This window comes from Pseudalkalibacillus hwajinpoensis, from assembly GCF_039851965.1.
Taxonomy (GTDB): Bacteria; Bacillota; Bacilli; order Bacillales; family Guptibacillaceae; genus Guptibacillus; species Guptibacillus hwajinpoensis_E.
Map to the genome: position 1 here is coordinate 724,121 of NZ_CP156674.1, position 14,028 is coordinate 738,148.

The following is a 14,028-nucleotide window of genomic DNA, read 5'->3' on the forward strand; positions in this document are numbered from 1 at the left end:
ATCCCCCCTATTTACGTAGCTTTGGATCAAATGCGTCTCGAAGGCCATCACCAAGAAGGTTAAAGGCAATCATGATCAACGATATGATAATCGATGGCCATAGCACTAGATGCGGATAGATTTGTAAACTCTTAAAACCAGAGTTAATGATAGAACCAAGTGATGCTTCAGGAGGTCGAAGTCCAAGCCCGATAAAGCTTAGGAATGCCTCAAAGAAAATTGCGCTTGGTATTGTAAACATTGTTGTAATTATAATCTGACCAAGTACGTTTGGAATTAAGTGTTTACCAATAACGCGTCCACTTGTAGCACCAAGCGTTCTTGAAGCAAGCACAAATTCCTGAGTTTTAAGCTTTAATACCTGTCCACGAACAATCCGCGACATCCCGATCCAGCCGGTAACAGACAGGGCGAGGATAATCGAGAATATCCCTGGCTCAAAGATTAAGATAAAGAGAATAATGAGAATTAGGTTAGGTATACCAACGAGAACCTCAATGATACGCTGCAAAATGTTATCGACACGGCCGCCATAGTAAGCAGAAATACCGCCATAGGCTACCCCGATTACAAAGTCAATGAATGCTGCAGCTGCTGCAATGAAAAGGGAAATACGCGTTCCTTGCCATACACGTGTCCACTGATCACGGCCAAATTCATCAGTACCAAACCAAAAGTATTCATCTTCATAGCCTTTTGCTTCATATTGATCGGTACCTCGAATATCAACACCATTTAAACCAAGGAAATCAACATTTTCAAGAACAGGTACTTTAGCTGGTAGCTTTGCTCTTGTAAGCTCCTGATCCGAATATGAGTATTCATTCATTCCAGGGCCGACTATAGCTAATAGAATAATAACCAAAATAATAATCAGACCGGTAATAGCACCAGGATTCTTTTTTAGTCTTCTCCAAGCATCTTTCCAGAAGCCCGTACTCTCGCGAGCTATCTGTTCATTTTCAGAAGAATCAATATTAGCGGGCTGAAACATGTCGTCTGAAATGTCATGTAGTTTCTCTTGTTTCATGCTCATTAATCTTTACCTCCCGCTAAACGAATTCGAGGATCGACAATACCATACATAATGTCCACCAGTAAAATTACTACAATAAATAAAATACTAAAGAAAAGCGTTGTACCCATAATAATCGGGAAATCGTTTGTCAAAATCGAGTTAACGAATTTTTCTCCAAGTCCTGGAATAACGAAAATTTGCTCAATTACAAGGGTACCTGTCATTAGACTTACAACCAGTGGTCCCATAATAGTAATAATAGGTATAGAAGCATTACGGATTGTATGTCTAATAACAACCGCTGTGCTACTTAAGCCTTTCGCTTTCGCTGTTGTAATGTAGTCCTGTCCAAGAACTTCTAACATTTCCGTTCTCATAAAACGGGCAATGGTAGCTACAACAATGGAAGCAATTGCAATCGTCGGCATGATCGTATAAGCGAAACCTTCCCAGTACGCAACTGGAAGCAGCTGCCACTTAACACCTAGCCAGTATTGCATCAGGCCAGCGATTACGAAGTTTGGAATTGAAATACCTAGTACGGCAATTACCATCGTACCGTAGTCAAGGAATGAGTTGTGTCTTAAGGCTGCAATAATGCCGAGGAATAAACCAACTATTGTTCCAACAACAAGTGACTGCAATCCTAAATAAGCTGAAGGCCCAATTCGTTCGGTAATAATCGTCGATACTTCTCGGCCATCCTGCTGGAAGGATACACCTAGATCACCAACGAGTAAGTTCTTCATATAATTGAAGTATTGAACAGGAACTGGATCATTTAAGCCATACTTTTCATTTAACTGCACAATTTGTGTATCAGTCAGCTTTTCCTGGTTATTAAAAGGTGTACCAGGGAGAAGCTTCATTAGAAAAAACGTTAGCGAAGCAATAATTAGGAAGGTAATAATCATTGATAATACCCTTCCACCAATATAACGTCCCACTACAACCAACCTCCTCAAAAGATACCTGCTTATTTATTATAAGTCGAAAAATGGAATATCACTAGTTGTAATTTTCTATTTATTTGAATTACTTGTATCAATTTCGACAATTTTCTTATTACAGGTAAAAAAGAGAGTATATGTCAGGATGACATATACTCTCCTGAAAAACTGAAATTATTTACCTTCGATCTTAATCCACTTGTAAGATGCATCTGCACCGAATGAGTGTACATAGTAGTTCTTGATGTAAGGCTTTTGAATGATAGCAAGTCCACGCTGATAAGTAGGAACAATCGCAATGTCCTCTTCCAATAGTACTTTTTCAGCTTCTTGCATCATTTCCCAACGTTTCGCTTCATCTGTCTCGGTTTTAGCACCTGAAACTAGCTCGTCATACTTTTCGCTTGAGTAACCCATGCGGTTGTATGCACCATCAGTTTCAAACATATAAAGGTATGTCATTGGATCTGGATAGTCAGGTCCCCAACCACCAGTTGAGATATCAAAGTCGCCTGCATCTTCAAGTTCAAGGAATTGCTTCCAAGGTTGCTTGTTGATTGTAATTGAAAGACCATCAAGTTTAGACTCGAACTGCTCTTTTGCATATTCAGCGATTGTAGATGAAAGCTCAGTGTCTGTAGTTAGAAATTCAAGTTCTACAGAATCTGTTCCAAGAGCTTTAAGTCCAGCTTCCCATGCTGCTTTTGCTTCTTCTTCGCCCTCTTCAGCATAGAAGCCTTCTGGAGCAAATTCACGGAAGTCAGCACCGTCCGGGCCCTTAACAAACTCTTTTGGTACGAAATACTTCGCTGCCACAGATCCGTTGTTTAGCAGAACATTTACAAGTCCTTCACGGTCATATGCAAGGAATAGTGCTTTACGAATGTCTTTGTTAGCAAGCGCTTCGTTACCTTGATTTAAACGAAGGAAGAACATTGTCGGTTCAAGAATAGTGGAGAAATCTTCCCCGCCTTTGAACTGATCAACAAAGTCAGCGTCTAGTGTAGCACGGTCAACTTTTCCTGTTTCGTAAAGGTTAACACTCGTTGCAGTATCTTTAACAATTTTAACTGTGATTTCTTCAAGGTTTACAACATCAGCATCCCAGTATTCAGGATTCTTTTTGTAATTCCAGCCTTCACCATGGTTCCATTCAGAGAATACGAATGGTCCGTTGTAAAGCATAGTATCCGCTTCAAGTGCGAATTCTTCGCCTTTCTCTTCAGCAAATGCTTTCGGTTGTGGATAGAATGTAGCGAAAGTTAGCAATGATTTAAAGTAAGGCACTTTATTTTCAACAGTGATTTCTAGTGTCTTCTCGTCAATTGCTTTTGCGCCAAGTTCTTCTACTTTACCGTAAAGAGGATCTCCTTCAGTAATGATTGCGCTTCCATTTTTGATACCTGCAGTACCAAACATAGAAGCATATGGAGAAAGAGTTTCTGGGTTTAGCGCTTTATGCCATGCATAGATGAAATCTTCTGCTGTTACATTAGAACCGTCAGACCATTTAGCGTCGTCGCGGATTGTGAATGTATAAACAGTTTCACCATCTTTTTCTTCTTCTTTAGGCTCTTCAGCAGCCACGCCTAATGTTGGTTCATTGTTTTCATCAAGGCGATAAAGACCTTCGAAAACCTGGTTCATAGCGTTAAATGATGTAGAATCAGTCGCCTGCGTAGTATCCATTGATGGAATCTCGGCAGTAGCGTATAAATTCATTACTTGTTCTGAAGCAGAGTCTCCGTCGCCCTCTCCGCCACCATTGTTCCCCCCGTTGTTTGAGCCGCCGCCGCAAGCCGACAGGAATACGCTCAATACAAGCACAAGAGATAGGACTAGTGTCCATCTTGATTTCTTCATGCTTTGTGACCTCCCTTAAAATATGTAGCTATAAAGCTAAATGTTCGTGTGAGAGAAATTCATCAAATTCTCTAACAATTAAATTGACGCATTTGTCTCACAACTCATATTATACAAGTTTTCTAACTATTTTGCATACGATTTTTTTACGCAATTTTACAAAAACCGCGCCAGGATTACGTTTGGATAACAGAAAATAGATCTAAAGTCCCAGTATTATTTCTCTGCATTATGGGTAAATTTTGGTTTTTACACTGTAATGTATGAAAAGCTATCTAGTCCCCTTACCTGAAAGTATGTAGTTAAATTTATTGAATACCCTATGCATATTACAAAAGATTCAGAAATGTAAAGCAATGTGAATCTACTTTACAAATGATTAACTACGTTTTTCTATTGTTCTAAGGGCATTCTTTTTTTATACTTAGAAAGATAAAGAAAATGGGGGTCTATATGAAATCACTTACAGTTAAGTCAGGAGTACTTATCATCCTATCACTTGTTATCTCAATTATTATTACGATCACATCGGATGAAGCTCTAGGGATGCGATCGGTGTCAGACCTACTCTTTATGATTTCGCTTGGAATGCTTCTGATGGGAGCTTCTCTCCATGTTGTTCAAACGGGCTTCTTCGATGGCATTGTATATTCCTTTAAGCGATACTTTAGAAGCAATACAAAGCATCAAATGATAGAGGAAGATAAAACTGAATTAGGCTACCAGCTTAATTACAACAATCCGATTACGTATCCCCTTCTTATTGCTGGAGGATTCTGGATAATTATCACTGTCATCATTGCCATTGTGATTGCCACCTGAGTTCTTGCACCCATGGCGTAAAATAAGATATACTGAATGTTAATAGAATACAGAACGGCTATGAAGAAGAGTAGTACAATTTGCTGTGATTACTAGAGAGCCTGTGGGGGGTGTAAACAGGTATCACACATGTTGGAATGGACTTCTGAGCCCCTTTGCTGAACCAGTCAGTAGGCAGAGGCGTGAGCAATCACGTTATCACTACAGGTTTCGTCATGAAACCATAAGTGATCCGGTCTTACTGGATAAGCAGGGTGGCACCACGGTCCATTCGTCCCTAGCATTGGGATGAATGGACCATTTTTGTGTTCTATCGTATTTAATTTGAAAGGGGAAACACACATGAGCGTAATTTTTTCAGGTATTCAGCCCAGCGGTTCATTAACAATAGGAAATTATTTAGGTGCAATGAAGCATTTTACAGACCTACAAGATGACAATGAATGTTATTTCTGTGTTGTTAATCAGCATGCGATTACCGTACCACAGGAGAAAAAGGCACTAAAACAAAATTCTAAAAGCCTTGCAGCACTTTACCTAGCTTCAGGAATTGATCCTGAAAAGTCCACTCTCTTTATCCAATCAGAGGTTCCGGCACATGCCCAGTTAGGTTGGATGTTACAGTGTGTTTCGTATATTGGAGAACTAGAACGGATGACACAATTTAAGGATAAATCAACAGGAAAGGAAGCCGTAAGTGCAGGGCTTCTCACTTACCCTCCATTAATGGCTGCTGACATTCTGCTTTATGGTACGGAAATAGTTCCAGTTGGAGATGATCAAAAACAGCATATTGAACTGACACGCAACCTTGCCGAACGTTTCAACCGTAAGTTTACCACCATTTTCGTAATGCCAGAACCTAGCATTCCTAAAGTCGGTGCACGCATTATGTCACTTCAGGACCCATCGAAAAAAATGAGTAAATCGGATCCTAATAAGAATTCATTCATTTCAATGCTTGATGAACCAGACACAATTATTAAAAAGGTGAAGCGCGCTGTTACAGATTCTGAAGGCGTTGTTCGTTTCGATAAAGAAAACAAACCAGCTCTTTCAAATCTGTTAACGATTTACTCACTCTGTTCAGGGAAATCTGTTGAAGAAATTGAAGCCTTATATGAAGGCAGAGGTTACGGAGATTTCAAAATGGAGCTCGGTGAAGTAATTGCCGAAACACTAAAACCAATTCAGGATCGCTACAACGAACTTATTTCTTCCTCAGAGTTGGATGACATTCTTGATCTGGGTGCTGAGAAAGCTAACCGTAAAGCTTCAAAAATGCTTGCAAAAGCAGAACGTGCAATGGGACTTGAAAGAAAAAAAAGATAACAAAGAAGGCTGCCAAGGCAGCCTTCTTTGTTATCTAATTAACGTGTGTCCCTTTTTCCAGTTCCCATATTTTCTCGAAATATGGTTGACCTTTAATAATTCGTTCACAGATTTGTTCATGTTTCCTCGACCAGCCAGCCTTTACTTCCCTGTAAAGCCCTTCCCATGCCTCGTCCATTTCCATACATTGAATTTGAATATATTTCTTCGGCTGACACTCCGTAAACCAGTATCTGATTTCCGCTGAATTACCGCTGGAATAAAGCTGATCAAGAGCCATAAACAGCAGTTGCTTTAACTGTCTCTCCTTTCTCGTTAAACCCATCATGATTTCAGGCCCAGGAGAAAGAATATGGTGCTCCTTCACTGGCTGATCTTCTTCAAACGGATAAACAGTCGCTTCCACATCAGCAACCATTTCATAAACAGCCTTTTCCTGCCTTGGAATAACTCTGCTCTTACGAATCGGAATTTTATATCCAAGTGTATCAATTACAATCACACCTCTGCCGTCCGTAGCCAGGAAGCAATACTCTAGAGGTGATCGTTCGTTATTTTTACGAATGTAACTCTGCTGAAATACATCGCTAAGAAGGCTTTCTGGAAGTTCAGTTAAATCATTCTCAATATAATGATACAGCAAGGATTCTACTTTAATAACAGGCACCTGATCCAACAATTCAATAAAATCATCTTTTCTCCACTCATGAAAATCACAAACGTTATATCCGTTTTCCTCACCTTCAAACCAATTCACCCAAACATCTCGCAAATACAACATCTGGCTACCCCTCACTTCGCTACTGTTTGTAAAAACAGTATAGTCAGGACCAAGTCAAAATATTCCATGATAAGCATATTCTTCAGAAAAGATTAATATGACAAGAAAAGCGAAGACGAACGTTTAGAAACGGAGATATTGGAACTCTTGAACTGGAACACGCTTTTTGTGTTCCGGTGAAAGAGTGAAATATCTCCGTTTCTGCGAGTCGCAGCTAGATCTCATGAAAAGCGGAAGTGGTCGTTTAGACCCGGCAGGCACTGGAACCTTCCAAATTGAACACGTTCTTTGTGTTCGAGTTGGAAGGTGAAGTGACCAAGGGTCTGACCACTGCAGCTAGATCTCACGAAAAGCGAAGAACAGCGTTTAGAAACGGAGATATTGGAACTCTTGAATGTTGAACAATCTTTATCCAACTTGAAATCCAAACAAAAAAAGCCCCTCATCCGGGGGCTTTTTCCTTACTTCGTAAATTTCTTAAATACTAACGTTGCGTTATGTCCACCAAAACCAAGTGAATTGTTCATAACAGCTTTCACTTCAGCTTTTCTCGCCTTGTTTGGTACATAATCAAGGTCGCAGTTTGGATCTGCAGTTTCATAATTAATCGTTGGAGGCAGAATTCCTTCTTCAAGCACTTTTGCACAGAAAACTCCCTCAACCGCACCTGCAGCACCTAGCAAGTGACCGGTCATAGACTTTGTTGAGCTTACCGCTAGCTTATAGGCATGCTCTCCGAAAACAGACTTAATGGCTGCTGTTTCAAATTTATCATTGTAATCTGTGCTTGTACCATGTGCGTTAATATATCCAATATCCGAAGGAGAAAGACCAGCATCATCAATTGCCTGTCTCATTGCTCTGGCACCGCCCTCTCCTTCAGGAGCAGGCTGCGTTACGTGATAAGCATCTCCAGTTGAACCGTACCCTACGATTTCTCCATAGATTTTCGCTCCACGTTTTTCTGCAGATTCAAGGCTTTCAATAACAAAAATCCCTGCGCCTTCACCAATAACAAACCCGTCACGATTTGCATCAAATGGACGGCTTGCAGAAGCAGGATCTGGATTAGTAGATAGTGCTTTCATCGATCCGAATCCAGCTACGCTCATGCTTGTTATAGGAGCTTCAGAGCCCCCAGTAATCATTACATCAGCGTCGCCGCGCTGAATGACTTTGAAGGAATCACCAATTGAGTTTGTACCTGAAGCGCATGCTGTTACAGTACATGAGTTAATTCCTTTTGCACCAAGCATAATTGAAACCTGACCAGAAGCCATATCAGGAATCATCATTGGCACGAAAAATGGACTCACTCTTCTTGCTCCCTTATCCATAAATGTACGGAATTGAGATTCATACGTCTCCATTCCACCGATACCAGACCCGATCCATACGCCAACTCTTTCCGCATTTTCGTCTGTAATTTTCAATCCAGCATCATCGACAGCCATTTGGGAAGCTGCGACTGCAAATTGAGTAAAGCGATCCATTTTACGAACATCTTTTCTATCCATGAACTGCTCTGGATCAAACTCAAGTGCTTCACCAGATACCTTCGCTACGAATTGATCTTTATCAAGTCTTGTTAATGGGTTAATTCCAGAAACCCCATTTATAATATTCGTCCATGTTTCCGAAACAGAATTTCCAAGCGGGGAAACAGTCCCAAGCCCGGTAATAACTACACGTCTTTTCATTTCTACCAGCTCTCCTTTTCCAACATTACAGTTTTTCAAATATATGCTCTTGCAGCAGTAGGGATTTTCTCCTTAAGGGTGACCTGAATTAACGTCCTACCTTAAGAGCAACCGCTCCCCAAGTTAAACCGCCACCGAATCCAACAAGAATAACCACATCATCCTCTTTCACACGTCCTTCTTTCATAGCTTCGGAAAGCGCAATTGGGATCGTTGAAGATGAAGTATTTCCATACTTCTTCACAGTTGTTGCCATTTTTTCAATAGGCAATTCAAGACGTTGCCTTGAAGCTTCCATAATTCGAATATTCGCCTGGTGAGGTATGAGGAAGTCTACATCCTCTTTCGTAAGTCCTGCTTTTTCAATGACATTGATAGCAGACTGCCCCATTTGTCTCACTGCAAATTTAAACACTTCTCTACCGTTCATCGCCATAAAGCCAGCTGGCTCCTGATAAAGATGTTTCGCTCCTGATCCATCAGAACCCAGTTCAAAAGAAAGAATCCCTCGCCCTTCTGTTACAGGCCCAATAACCGCAGCACCTGCACCATCTCCGAATAATACTGCCGTGTTACGATCTTCCCAGTCAGTGATTTTTGAAAGCTTTTCAACACCAACCACCAGGATATTCTCATACGTATCATTATTAATGAATTGTCCCGCTGTTATCATACCGTACATAAACCCTGCACATGCAGCACTTAAGTCCATCGCAGCCGCGTTTGTTGCCCCAAGCTTTTCCTGTAGTAAACAGCCGACAGATGGAAATGGATAGTCGGGAGTAACAGTGGCAACGAGAATAAGATCCAGGTCTTCCGCTTTTATATTGGCATCTTCTATCGCTTTTTTTGAAGCTAAATAAGCCATATCAGATGTGTTCATATCATCATCTGCAATTCGTCGTTCTTCAATTCCTGTTCGTGTGCGGATCCATTCATCCGATGTATCAACCATTTTCTCTAAATCGTGATTTGTTAATACTCGTTCTGGAACATAATGGCCAACGCCTAGTAACCCTGCGTTCATCTTGAATTTCCCCTTTATAGGATATTTTCTAACTAACTTAAAACCAATCTTTAGTATCTGGTACTAATTTTAATCTATAACAGGGCGTTTGTCTACCGATCAAACTTAAAGGTGACCCACACCATTGCTAATCCTTAGTCATAAACTGGTAGTATCTAATCTAATCGTGAAGGAGGATTCATGAATGTATCCTTACAATGGGCAGCCGCCGTATCACTTCTATCAACAACCAGTTAATCCACCCTACCAGCAGTTTCAGCAGCCATTTCACCAACCGCTCCAGCCACCATACTACTCACCGCCATATTACCAGCAACCTTATCCTCCATATCAGCACTATCCAGGAGGACCGACATTTTTACATCAATTCAAAAAACAAAACGGTAACTACGATATGCCTAAAATGATGAATTCGGCAAGTCAAATGATAAACACGGTACAGCAATTCAGTCCAATGGTTAAGCAAATGGGATCATTGCTAAATTTATTCATTAAATAGTGGAAAAGACGTGAGATCACGTCTTTTCCACTTACTTAGAAAAAAATAACATACTCCCAGCGCTAACAAATAGCAAAACGCCTGATATGACCATTAAACTAAAACTACCAATCAGTATGCCGATTAGAAGGCCACTAAGTGGGACAAACCAGATCCAGAAAGCTTTTCGGCCCATATATTCCTCTCCTTATTCCTGTGCGTCCTGCTTTCCAAGCTCATAGGCATCTTCCATCGCCTTAAGAAATAATTGTAAAAGCGGCTGCATCTTTTCGAGATCGAGTTCGATCTCCTGTTCACCAAGCGACTGTTTCGCTTCAGGTAGGTACTTCATTGCAATCTGCATAAATTTCAAGTTCTGTTCCATGTTCATTCACTCCTATTACACTTTCGCCTTAAAGGCTCCCTTCTATTATAACGATAAATACGGTGTATTGAAATGCTCCCAATCTTCGCGCTGACCTGAAACCATTTTCAATACCATTGCTGCCTGTCCTCTATGATAGGCCTCGTGATCAACGAGATGACTAATGATCCATTCAGGCGAATAGGCATGTGACTCACCGTTCATCATTACCTCAGGGCCGGGCTTCCGATATTCCACATCTGAGAGATTGTTATAAAATGATCTAGTCAATTCTCTCACTTCCGCAAGTCTTGCTTGAAACCAGGAAAGTTCCTTATCATCTGGAGCCGATATGATTTGTTTCTCTTGAAAATAATAATGCTTTTTCTCCTCTTCCGTAACAACTTCGCCCATAAGCGCATTTTTCACCCACCACAGCTCAATTTGAGCAATATGAAGGAGATACGCTCCTACTGTAGGAAAGCTTGAATAGCGATAGTGAAGCTCCTGAAATTCAACCTCAATTACCATCGAAAGCAGCTTTTCCCTAGTTTCTTTTAAAGCCTGAAGTCCGTGAGAGGAGTCATGTACATCGTAGTTTCCAAGCGTCTTTTCGATCATAATCCATCTTCCCTTCTGTTTCAGTCAGTTTACCCGTTGAATATCTTAGCATCAAGTTTCTTCATCATTTCAACGTGTTGACGTTGTTTTTCTAGACCCGTTTGGATAGAAGTGAGATTCTTAAAACTAAATTTACTACATTCCCGAGTGGAGATCGCGCATTGTCCTGTTTTTTCTTTTTCTAAATTAAGTTGCTCTTCTATACACCATTCGACTCCTTTTTGCCATTCTCCTTCTCTCCCGCTGGACAGATTAATTGTTTCAGATAGTTCTCTTCGGCTAGCAACTTTATAAAGCCCCTCACAAACATCATCCACATAAAGCGCGTCGTAATGAAAGATTTCACCTTCATTTTTGTAGGTTGATATTAAATCTCCCTTTAGAAAATAATGCTGATAAACGTAGTTTCCTGGTTGCCATGGTCCATAGACTAGCGGAACCCGAAGCTTTTTGATCACCATTTCTTCTTCGGCTGTTGCAAGAACCGCCTCTTCAGCAGCCTTCACTCTTCCGTTATGTGTTACAGGATGAAGCGGTGTCCTTTCCGTAATACTCCCGTATCGTTTCCCATAAACTTCAAATGAAGATAGGTAAATAAGTAGTTTACCGTAGCTTCCCTGCATGACCCTTTTCATTACCTCTCTTCCTTCTTCCACTCTTCTTTGTGGGCGCATTCTGTGTTCACCAGGTGTACTTAAATGAAAAATTGTATCGCAGCCGTGTCCTAGCTCTTCCAATGATTCATTTTGTAGAAGAACCGAAACCTGATTATAATTTGAGTTTCGCAAAAATGTAAGTTCTTTTGCTTCATATTCAAGTTCCCTTCGAGGATCCATTCTTGCATCAACTGCCACTACTTCAATACCACGGTTAAGAAGTAGCTCAGTTAAATGAAAACCAATAAAACCAAGTGCACCGGTAATTAACACTTTCTTCATTTTCATCCTCCTTACAAACGAATGCTTTCAAGGAAACGGACCATTCTAATCATTATTACTTAATGGAGGGAAACATTCATAATGGAACTTTATAATGGGAATCTCTTCTGGCCGATAACAGTAGCTTCTCCACTTTCATTTCCTGAGCTTTCTGCTTCGAAGTGCTGTGATGTGCTCATTATAGGTGGCGGTATATCTGGGACGCTAATGGCAAGAATGCTTGCAGACTATCATGTAAAAACGATTTTAATTGAAAAGAACAGCATCGGGATTGGAAGTACAGCAGCTAATACCGGACTCCTTCAATTTTCAAATGACGCGATGCTGATTGACTTAATTGATCGATTTGGAAAAGAAACAGCTGTTTACTTTTACAAGCTTTGTTACAAAGCGCTTGATGAACTTGAAAAGTACGCCACTTATTTACCTGAATCAGTTCATTTCAATAGGGCTGAAAACCTCTATTATGCGGGTCATGAGGGTCATACATAAAAATTAAGAGAGGAATATGAAGCTTTAATTGAATATGGGTTTTGGGTTTCAGGCTAATTATTTTGATAAGGCTATGATTGAGAATAGATACTCTTTTACAGCACCTTGCGGAATACATACAAAATCAGAGGCTGAAATGAACCCTTATCGTTTTACACAAGCTCTTGCTAAAAACGCTTCTCAATTAGGGGTCGATATTTATGAGAATACCGAGATCCTTTCGCATAGGTTCACAAAGGAAGGGTTATTCTTTGAAACAGACAGGGGAGAAATTAAAGCGAATCAGGTTGTTTATGCAACGGTTTATAGAACACAGGAGTTTGCAAAAATAAAAGGCGCTCTAATTGAGCGCACTTTCACAATCGCAACTGAACCGATTGACACTTTTCCTGGCTGGCACAATCGATCGCTTATCTGGGAAACAGACCGTCCTTATTATTACTTAAGAACAACAGCTGATAACCGGATATTAATCGGGGGCATGGATTCCAATGTCAATAAAAAAGATGAATTAAAAACAAAGGGTCCAAAGTTGCTTAACAAACTCCATGACATGTTCCCGGGAATACGAACATCTATTGCTTACGAGTGGAGCGCTGTCTTTGGTTCAACAAAAGACGGGCTTCCTTACATTGGAAAACACCCTAAATATAAAGGAGTGTATTTCATGCTTGTATATGGAAGAAACAGCACGGTATATAGCATGCTTGGTGCCGAATTACTAAAAGATCTCATCCTATACGGCTATCACCCACCCATGAACATCACTAGACTTGATCGCTAAAGTCTCCCTTCATGAAGTTGAAAAAATCGAATCATTTTCTGTCCTAGAGAGTGATAACTATCGCTTAATAATGCAAGATCTATCGGAAACCCGTATTCCTCCTGAACACGTTCAAACTGTCTAATTTGCTCCAGGGAATATGGACTTTTGTTGTGATGCCACACTTTGATGGGAGCCGAAGTCACCTCTATACGGCAATCCTCTATTTCTTTTAGAACATTTTCACGTTCGACTTCATACGCTATCGCTAGCTCTCGAATCAATCGTTTATAGAACAGACGGTGCTCCTGTTCATGGTGAACTAAATTCTTCACATCAAAACACGGATTCAACAGGGCAGCCGATCTTACCTGGCTATATTTGTTTTTAAGAAATGCATTCGCAGCAAGAACCCCCATCCCTTCAGCAAGGATGTGAACCTTTGGATTTAAGATTTCTTGTTTATGCACCAGGTTATAAATTCGCTCAGTTAATTTAACGGCTTTTGGTGAGCCCCAGTGCCGTCCATATAAATTACTTGTATAAATGGTATATCCTGCTTCAAGAAATTCCTCAATCATTCTTGATCGCGTGTGATTTTGTAGCCAGAAACTGGACTCAGAATCAACAAAATGGACTAGACCACCTATAATAAAAATGCCAAACCCGTTAGGCCGTTCGGGGACAAGAACGATCGTCCACTCCCCGTCTAATTGATAGGCTCGTTTACGAATACACATACTCTCCCCTCGCCTCATAACACTTTCTGTATAACCTATGCAAACAGCATTTGAAAGAATGGGTGAAGTGCCTATATTTAAGGAATTTCGTATTTCTTTCTCTATTACTGCCCATCTAGTGAATGCCTGCTATATGGTT

General features: G+C 40.5%; 16 protein-coding genes and 1 other annotated feature. Of the genes, 5 read left to right on the plus strand and 11 right to left on the minus strand.

Going from position 1 to position 14,028, the window contains the following annotated elements; all coding sequences use genetic code 11:
• Positions 1-7 precede the first annotated feature (7 nt).
• From opp3C to ABFG93_RS03695, 3 genes are all read right to left on the minus strand, one after another.
• The gene (gene opp3C / locus ABFG93_RS03685; RefSeq protein ID WP_431522042.1) at positions 8-1,036 is read right to left on the minus strand and encodes an oligopeptide ABC transporter permease; all 1,029 of its coding nucleotides are present in this window, start codon (positions 1,034-1,036) and stop codon (positions 8-10) included.
• Positions 1,036-1,965 carry an oligopeptide ABC transporter permease gene (gene opp3b, locus ABFG93_RS03690; RefSeq protein ID WP_347550734.1) on the minus strand — a complete coding sequence of 310 codons (930 nt, stop codon included), beginning with the start codon at positions 1,963-1,965 and terminating at the stop codon, positions 1,036-1,038. The genes opp3C and opp3b overlap by 1 nt, the downstream gene beginning before the upstream one ends.
• 177 nt (positions 1,966-2,142) lie before the next feature.
• Positions 2,143-3,831, minus strand: a complete 1,689-nt coding sequence (locus ABFG93_RS03695; protein WP_347550736.1) for a peptide ABC transporter substrate-binding protein — start codon at positions 3,829-3,831, stop codon at positions 2,143-2,145.
• A 453-nt stretch (positions 3,832-4,284) separates the two neighbouring features.
• Between ABFG93_RS03695 and ABFG93_RS03700 the strand changes: the two genes are divergently transcribed.
• The gene (locus ABFG93_RS03700; RefSeq protein WP_347550737.1) at positions 4,285-4,653 is read left to right on the plus strand and encodes a DUF3899 domain-containing protein; all 369 of its coding nucleotides are present in this window, start codon (positions 4,285-4,287) and stop codon (positions 4,651-4,653) included.
• A 51-nt stretch (positions 4,654-4,704) separates the two neighbouring features.
• Positions 4,705-4,935, plus strand: a binding site (T-box leader).
• Positions 4,936-4,995: 60 nt separating this feature from the next.
• The gene (gene trpS / locus ABFG93_RS03705) at positions 4,996-5,985 is read left to right on the plus strand and encodes a tryptophan--tRNA ligase (protein WP_347550739.1); all 990 of its coding nucleotides are present in this window, start codon (positions 4,996-4,998) and stop codon (positions 5,983-5,985) included.
• A gap of 34 nt (positions 5,986-6,019) precedes the next feature.
• On the opposite strand, the gene ABFG93_RS03710 is transcribed toward trpS, so the two are convergent.
• The 3 genes from ABFG93_RS03710 to ABFG93_RS03720 form a co-directional block, all read right to left on the minus strand.
• Positions 6,020-6,766 (minus strand): YjbA family protein, encoded by a 747-nt coding sequence (locus ABFG93_RS03710; RefSeq protein WP_347550741.1) that lies wholly within the window; start codon positions 6,764-6,766, stop codon positions 6,020-6,022.
• A gap of 461 nt (positions 6,767-7,227) precedes the next feature.
• Positions 7,228-8,466, minus strand: coding sequence for a beta-ketoacyl-ACP synthase II (gene fabF, locus ABFG93_RS03715; RefSeq protein ID WP_347550743.1), 1,239 nt, complete (start codon positions 8,464-8,466; stop codon positions 7,228-7,230).
• 88 nt (positions 8,467-8,554) lie between these two features.
• Complete coding sequence (locus ABFG93_RS03720) at positions 8,555-9,493, minus strand: beta-ketoacyl-ACP synthase III (RefSeq protein WP_347550745.1); 939 nt, start codon at positions 9,491-9,493, stop codon at positions 8,555-8,557.
• A 184-nt stretch (positions 9,494-9,677) separates the two neighbouring features.
• Here ABFG93_RS03720 and ABFG93_RS03725 point away from each other — a divergent pair, with 184 nt between their 5' ends.
• Complete coding sequence (locus tag ABFG93_RS03725) at positions 9,678-9,992, plus strand: YppG family protein (RefSeq protein WP_347550746.1); 315 nt, start codon at positions 9,678-9,680, stop codon at positions 9,990-9,992.
• A gap of 31 nt (positions 9,993-10,023) precedes the next feature.
• Here ABFG93_RS03725 and ABFG93_RS03730 read toward each other — a convergent pair whose 3' ends face one another.
• Genes ABFG93_RS03730 through ABFG93_RS03745 form a run of 4 tightly spaced genes read right to left on the minus strand, consistent with a single transcriptional unit; the run spans position 10,024 to position 11,894 of the window.
• Entirely contained in the window at positions 10,024-10,167 is a 144-nt protein-coding gene (locus ABFG93_RS03730; protein WP_347550748.1) for a hypothetical protein, read from the minus strand.
• A 12-nt stretch (positions 10,168-10,179) separates the two neighbouring features.
• Positions 10,180-10,362 carry a ComZ family protein gene (locus ABFG93_RS03735; RefSeq protein WP_347550750.1) on the minus strand — a complete coding sequence of 61 codons (183 nt, stop codon included), beginning with the start codon at positions 10,360-10,362 and terminating at the stop codon, positions 10,180-10,182.
• Positions 10,363-10,401: 39 nt separating this feature from the next.
• Positions 10,402-10,956 (minus strand): DinB family protein, encoded by a 555-nt coding sequence (locus tag ABFG93_RS03740; protein ID WP_347550752.1) that lies wholly within the window; start codon positions 10,954-10,956, stop codon positions 10,402-10,404.
• Positions 10,957-10,985: 29 nt separating this feature from the next.
• Positions 10,986-11,894 carry an NAD-dependent epimerase/dehydratase family protein gene (locus tag ABFG93_RS03745; protein ID WP_347550753.1) on the minus strand — a complete coding sequence of 303 codons (909 nt, stop codon included), beginning with the start codon at positions 11,892-11,894 and terminating at the stop codon, positions 10,986-10,988.
• A gap of 81 nt (positions 11,895-11,975) precedes the next feature.
• Here ABFG93_RS03745 and ABFG93_RS03750 point away from each other — a divergent pair, with 81 nt between their 5' ends.
• Both ABFG93_RS03750 and ABFG93_RS03755 read left to right on the plus strand, forming a co-directional pair.
• Positions 11,976-12,386, plus strand: a complete 411-nt coding sequence (locus tag ABFG93_RS03750; RefSeq protein ID WP_347550755.1) for an FAD-dependent oxidoreductase — start codon at positions 11,976-11,978, stop codon at positions 12,384-12,386.
• A 34-nt stretch (positions 12,387-12,420) separates the two neighbouring features.
• Positions 12,421-13,170: an NAD(P)/FAD-dependent oxidoreductase gene (locus ABFG93_RS03755; protein ID WP_347552749.1), complete on the plus strand. Its 750-nt coding sequence runs from the start codon at positions 12,421-12,423 to the stop codon at positions 13,168-13,170.
• On the opposite strand, the gene ABFG93_RS03760 is transcribed toward ABFG93_RS03755, so the two are convergent.
• Positions 13,167-13,889 (minus strand): alpha/beta hydrolase, encoded by a 723-nt coding sequence (locus ABFG93_RS03760; protein ID WP_347550756.1) that lies wholly within the window; start codon positions 13,887-13,889, stop codon positions 13,167-13,169. The two genes, ABFG93_RS03755 and ABFG93_RS03760, sit on opposite strands and share 4 nt — an antisense overlap.
• Positions 13,890-14,028: the final 139 nt, after the last annotated feature.

Bases quoted from the DNA above. Each gene is read 5' to 3' on its own strand.
- ABFG93_RS03755 (WP_347552749.1), top strand. From the start codon at position 12,421: ATGGGTTTTGGGTTTCAGGCTAATTATTTTGATAAGGCTATGATTGAG.
- ABFG93_RS03730 (WP_347550748.1), bottom strand. From the start codon at position 10,167: ATGGGCCGAAAAGCTTTCTGGATCTGGTTTGTCCCACTTAGTGGCCTT.
- ABFG93_RS03740 (WP_347550752.1), bottom strand. From the start codon at position 10,956: ATGATCGAAAAGACGCTTGGAAACTACGATGTACATGACTCCTCTCAC.
- ABFG93_RS03750 (WP_347550755.1), top strand. From the start codon at position 11,976: ATGGAACTTTATAATGGGAATCTCTTCTGGCCGATAACAGTAGCTTCT.
- ABFG93_RS03735 (WP_347550750.1), bottom strand. From the start codon at position 10,362: ATGAACATGGAACAGAACTTGAAATTTATGCAGATTGCAATGAAGTAC.
- trpS (WP_347550739.1), top strand. From the start codon at position 4,996: ATGAGCGTAATTTTTTCAGGTATTCAGCCCAGCGGTTCATTAACAATA.
- fabF (WP_347550743.1), bottom strand. From the start codon at position 8,466: ATGAAAAGACGTGTAGTTATTACCGGGCTTGGGACTGTTTCCCCGCTT.
- ABFG93_RS03725 (WP_347550746.1), top strand. From the start codon at position 9,678: ATGTATCCTTACAATGGGCAGCCGCCGTATCACTTCTATCAACAACCA.
- ABFG93_RS03695 (WP_347550736.1), bottom strand. From the start codon at position 3,831: ATGAAGAAATCAAGATGGACACTAGTCCTATCTCTTGTGCTTGTATTG.
- ABFG93_RS03745 (WP_347550753.1), bottom strand. From the start codon at position 11,894: ATGAAGAAAGTGTTAATTACCGGTGCACTTGGTTTTATTGGTTTTCAT.
- ABFG93_RS03720 (WP_347550745.1), bottom strand. From the start codon at position 9,493: ATGAACGCAGGGTTACTAGGCGTTGGCCATTATGTTCCAGAACGAGTA.
- ABFG93_RS03760 (WP_347550756.1), bottom strand. From the start codon at position 13,889: ATGTGTATTCGTAAACGAGCCTATCAATTAGACGGGGAGTGGACGATC.
- ABFG93_RS03710 (WP_347550741.1), bottom strand. From the start codon at position 6,766: ATGTTGTATTTGCGAGATGTTTGGGTGAATTGGTTTGAAGGTGAGGAA.
- ABFG93_RS03700 (WP_347550737.1), top strand. From the start codon at position 4,285: ATGAAATCACTTACAGTTAAGTCAGGAGTACTTATCATCCTATCACTT.
- opp3C (WP_431522042.1), bottom strand. From the start codon at position 1,036: ATGAGCATGAAACAAGAGAAACTACATGACATTTCAGACGACATGTTT.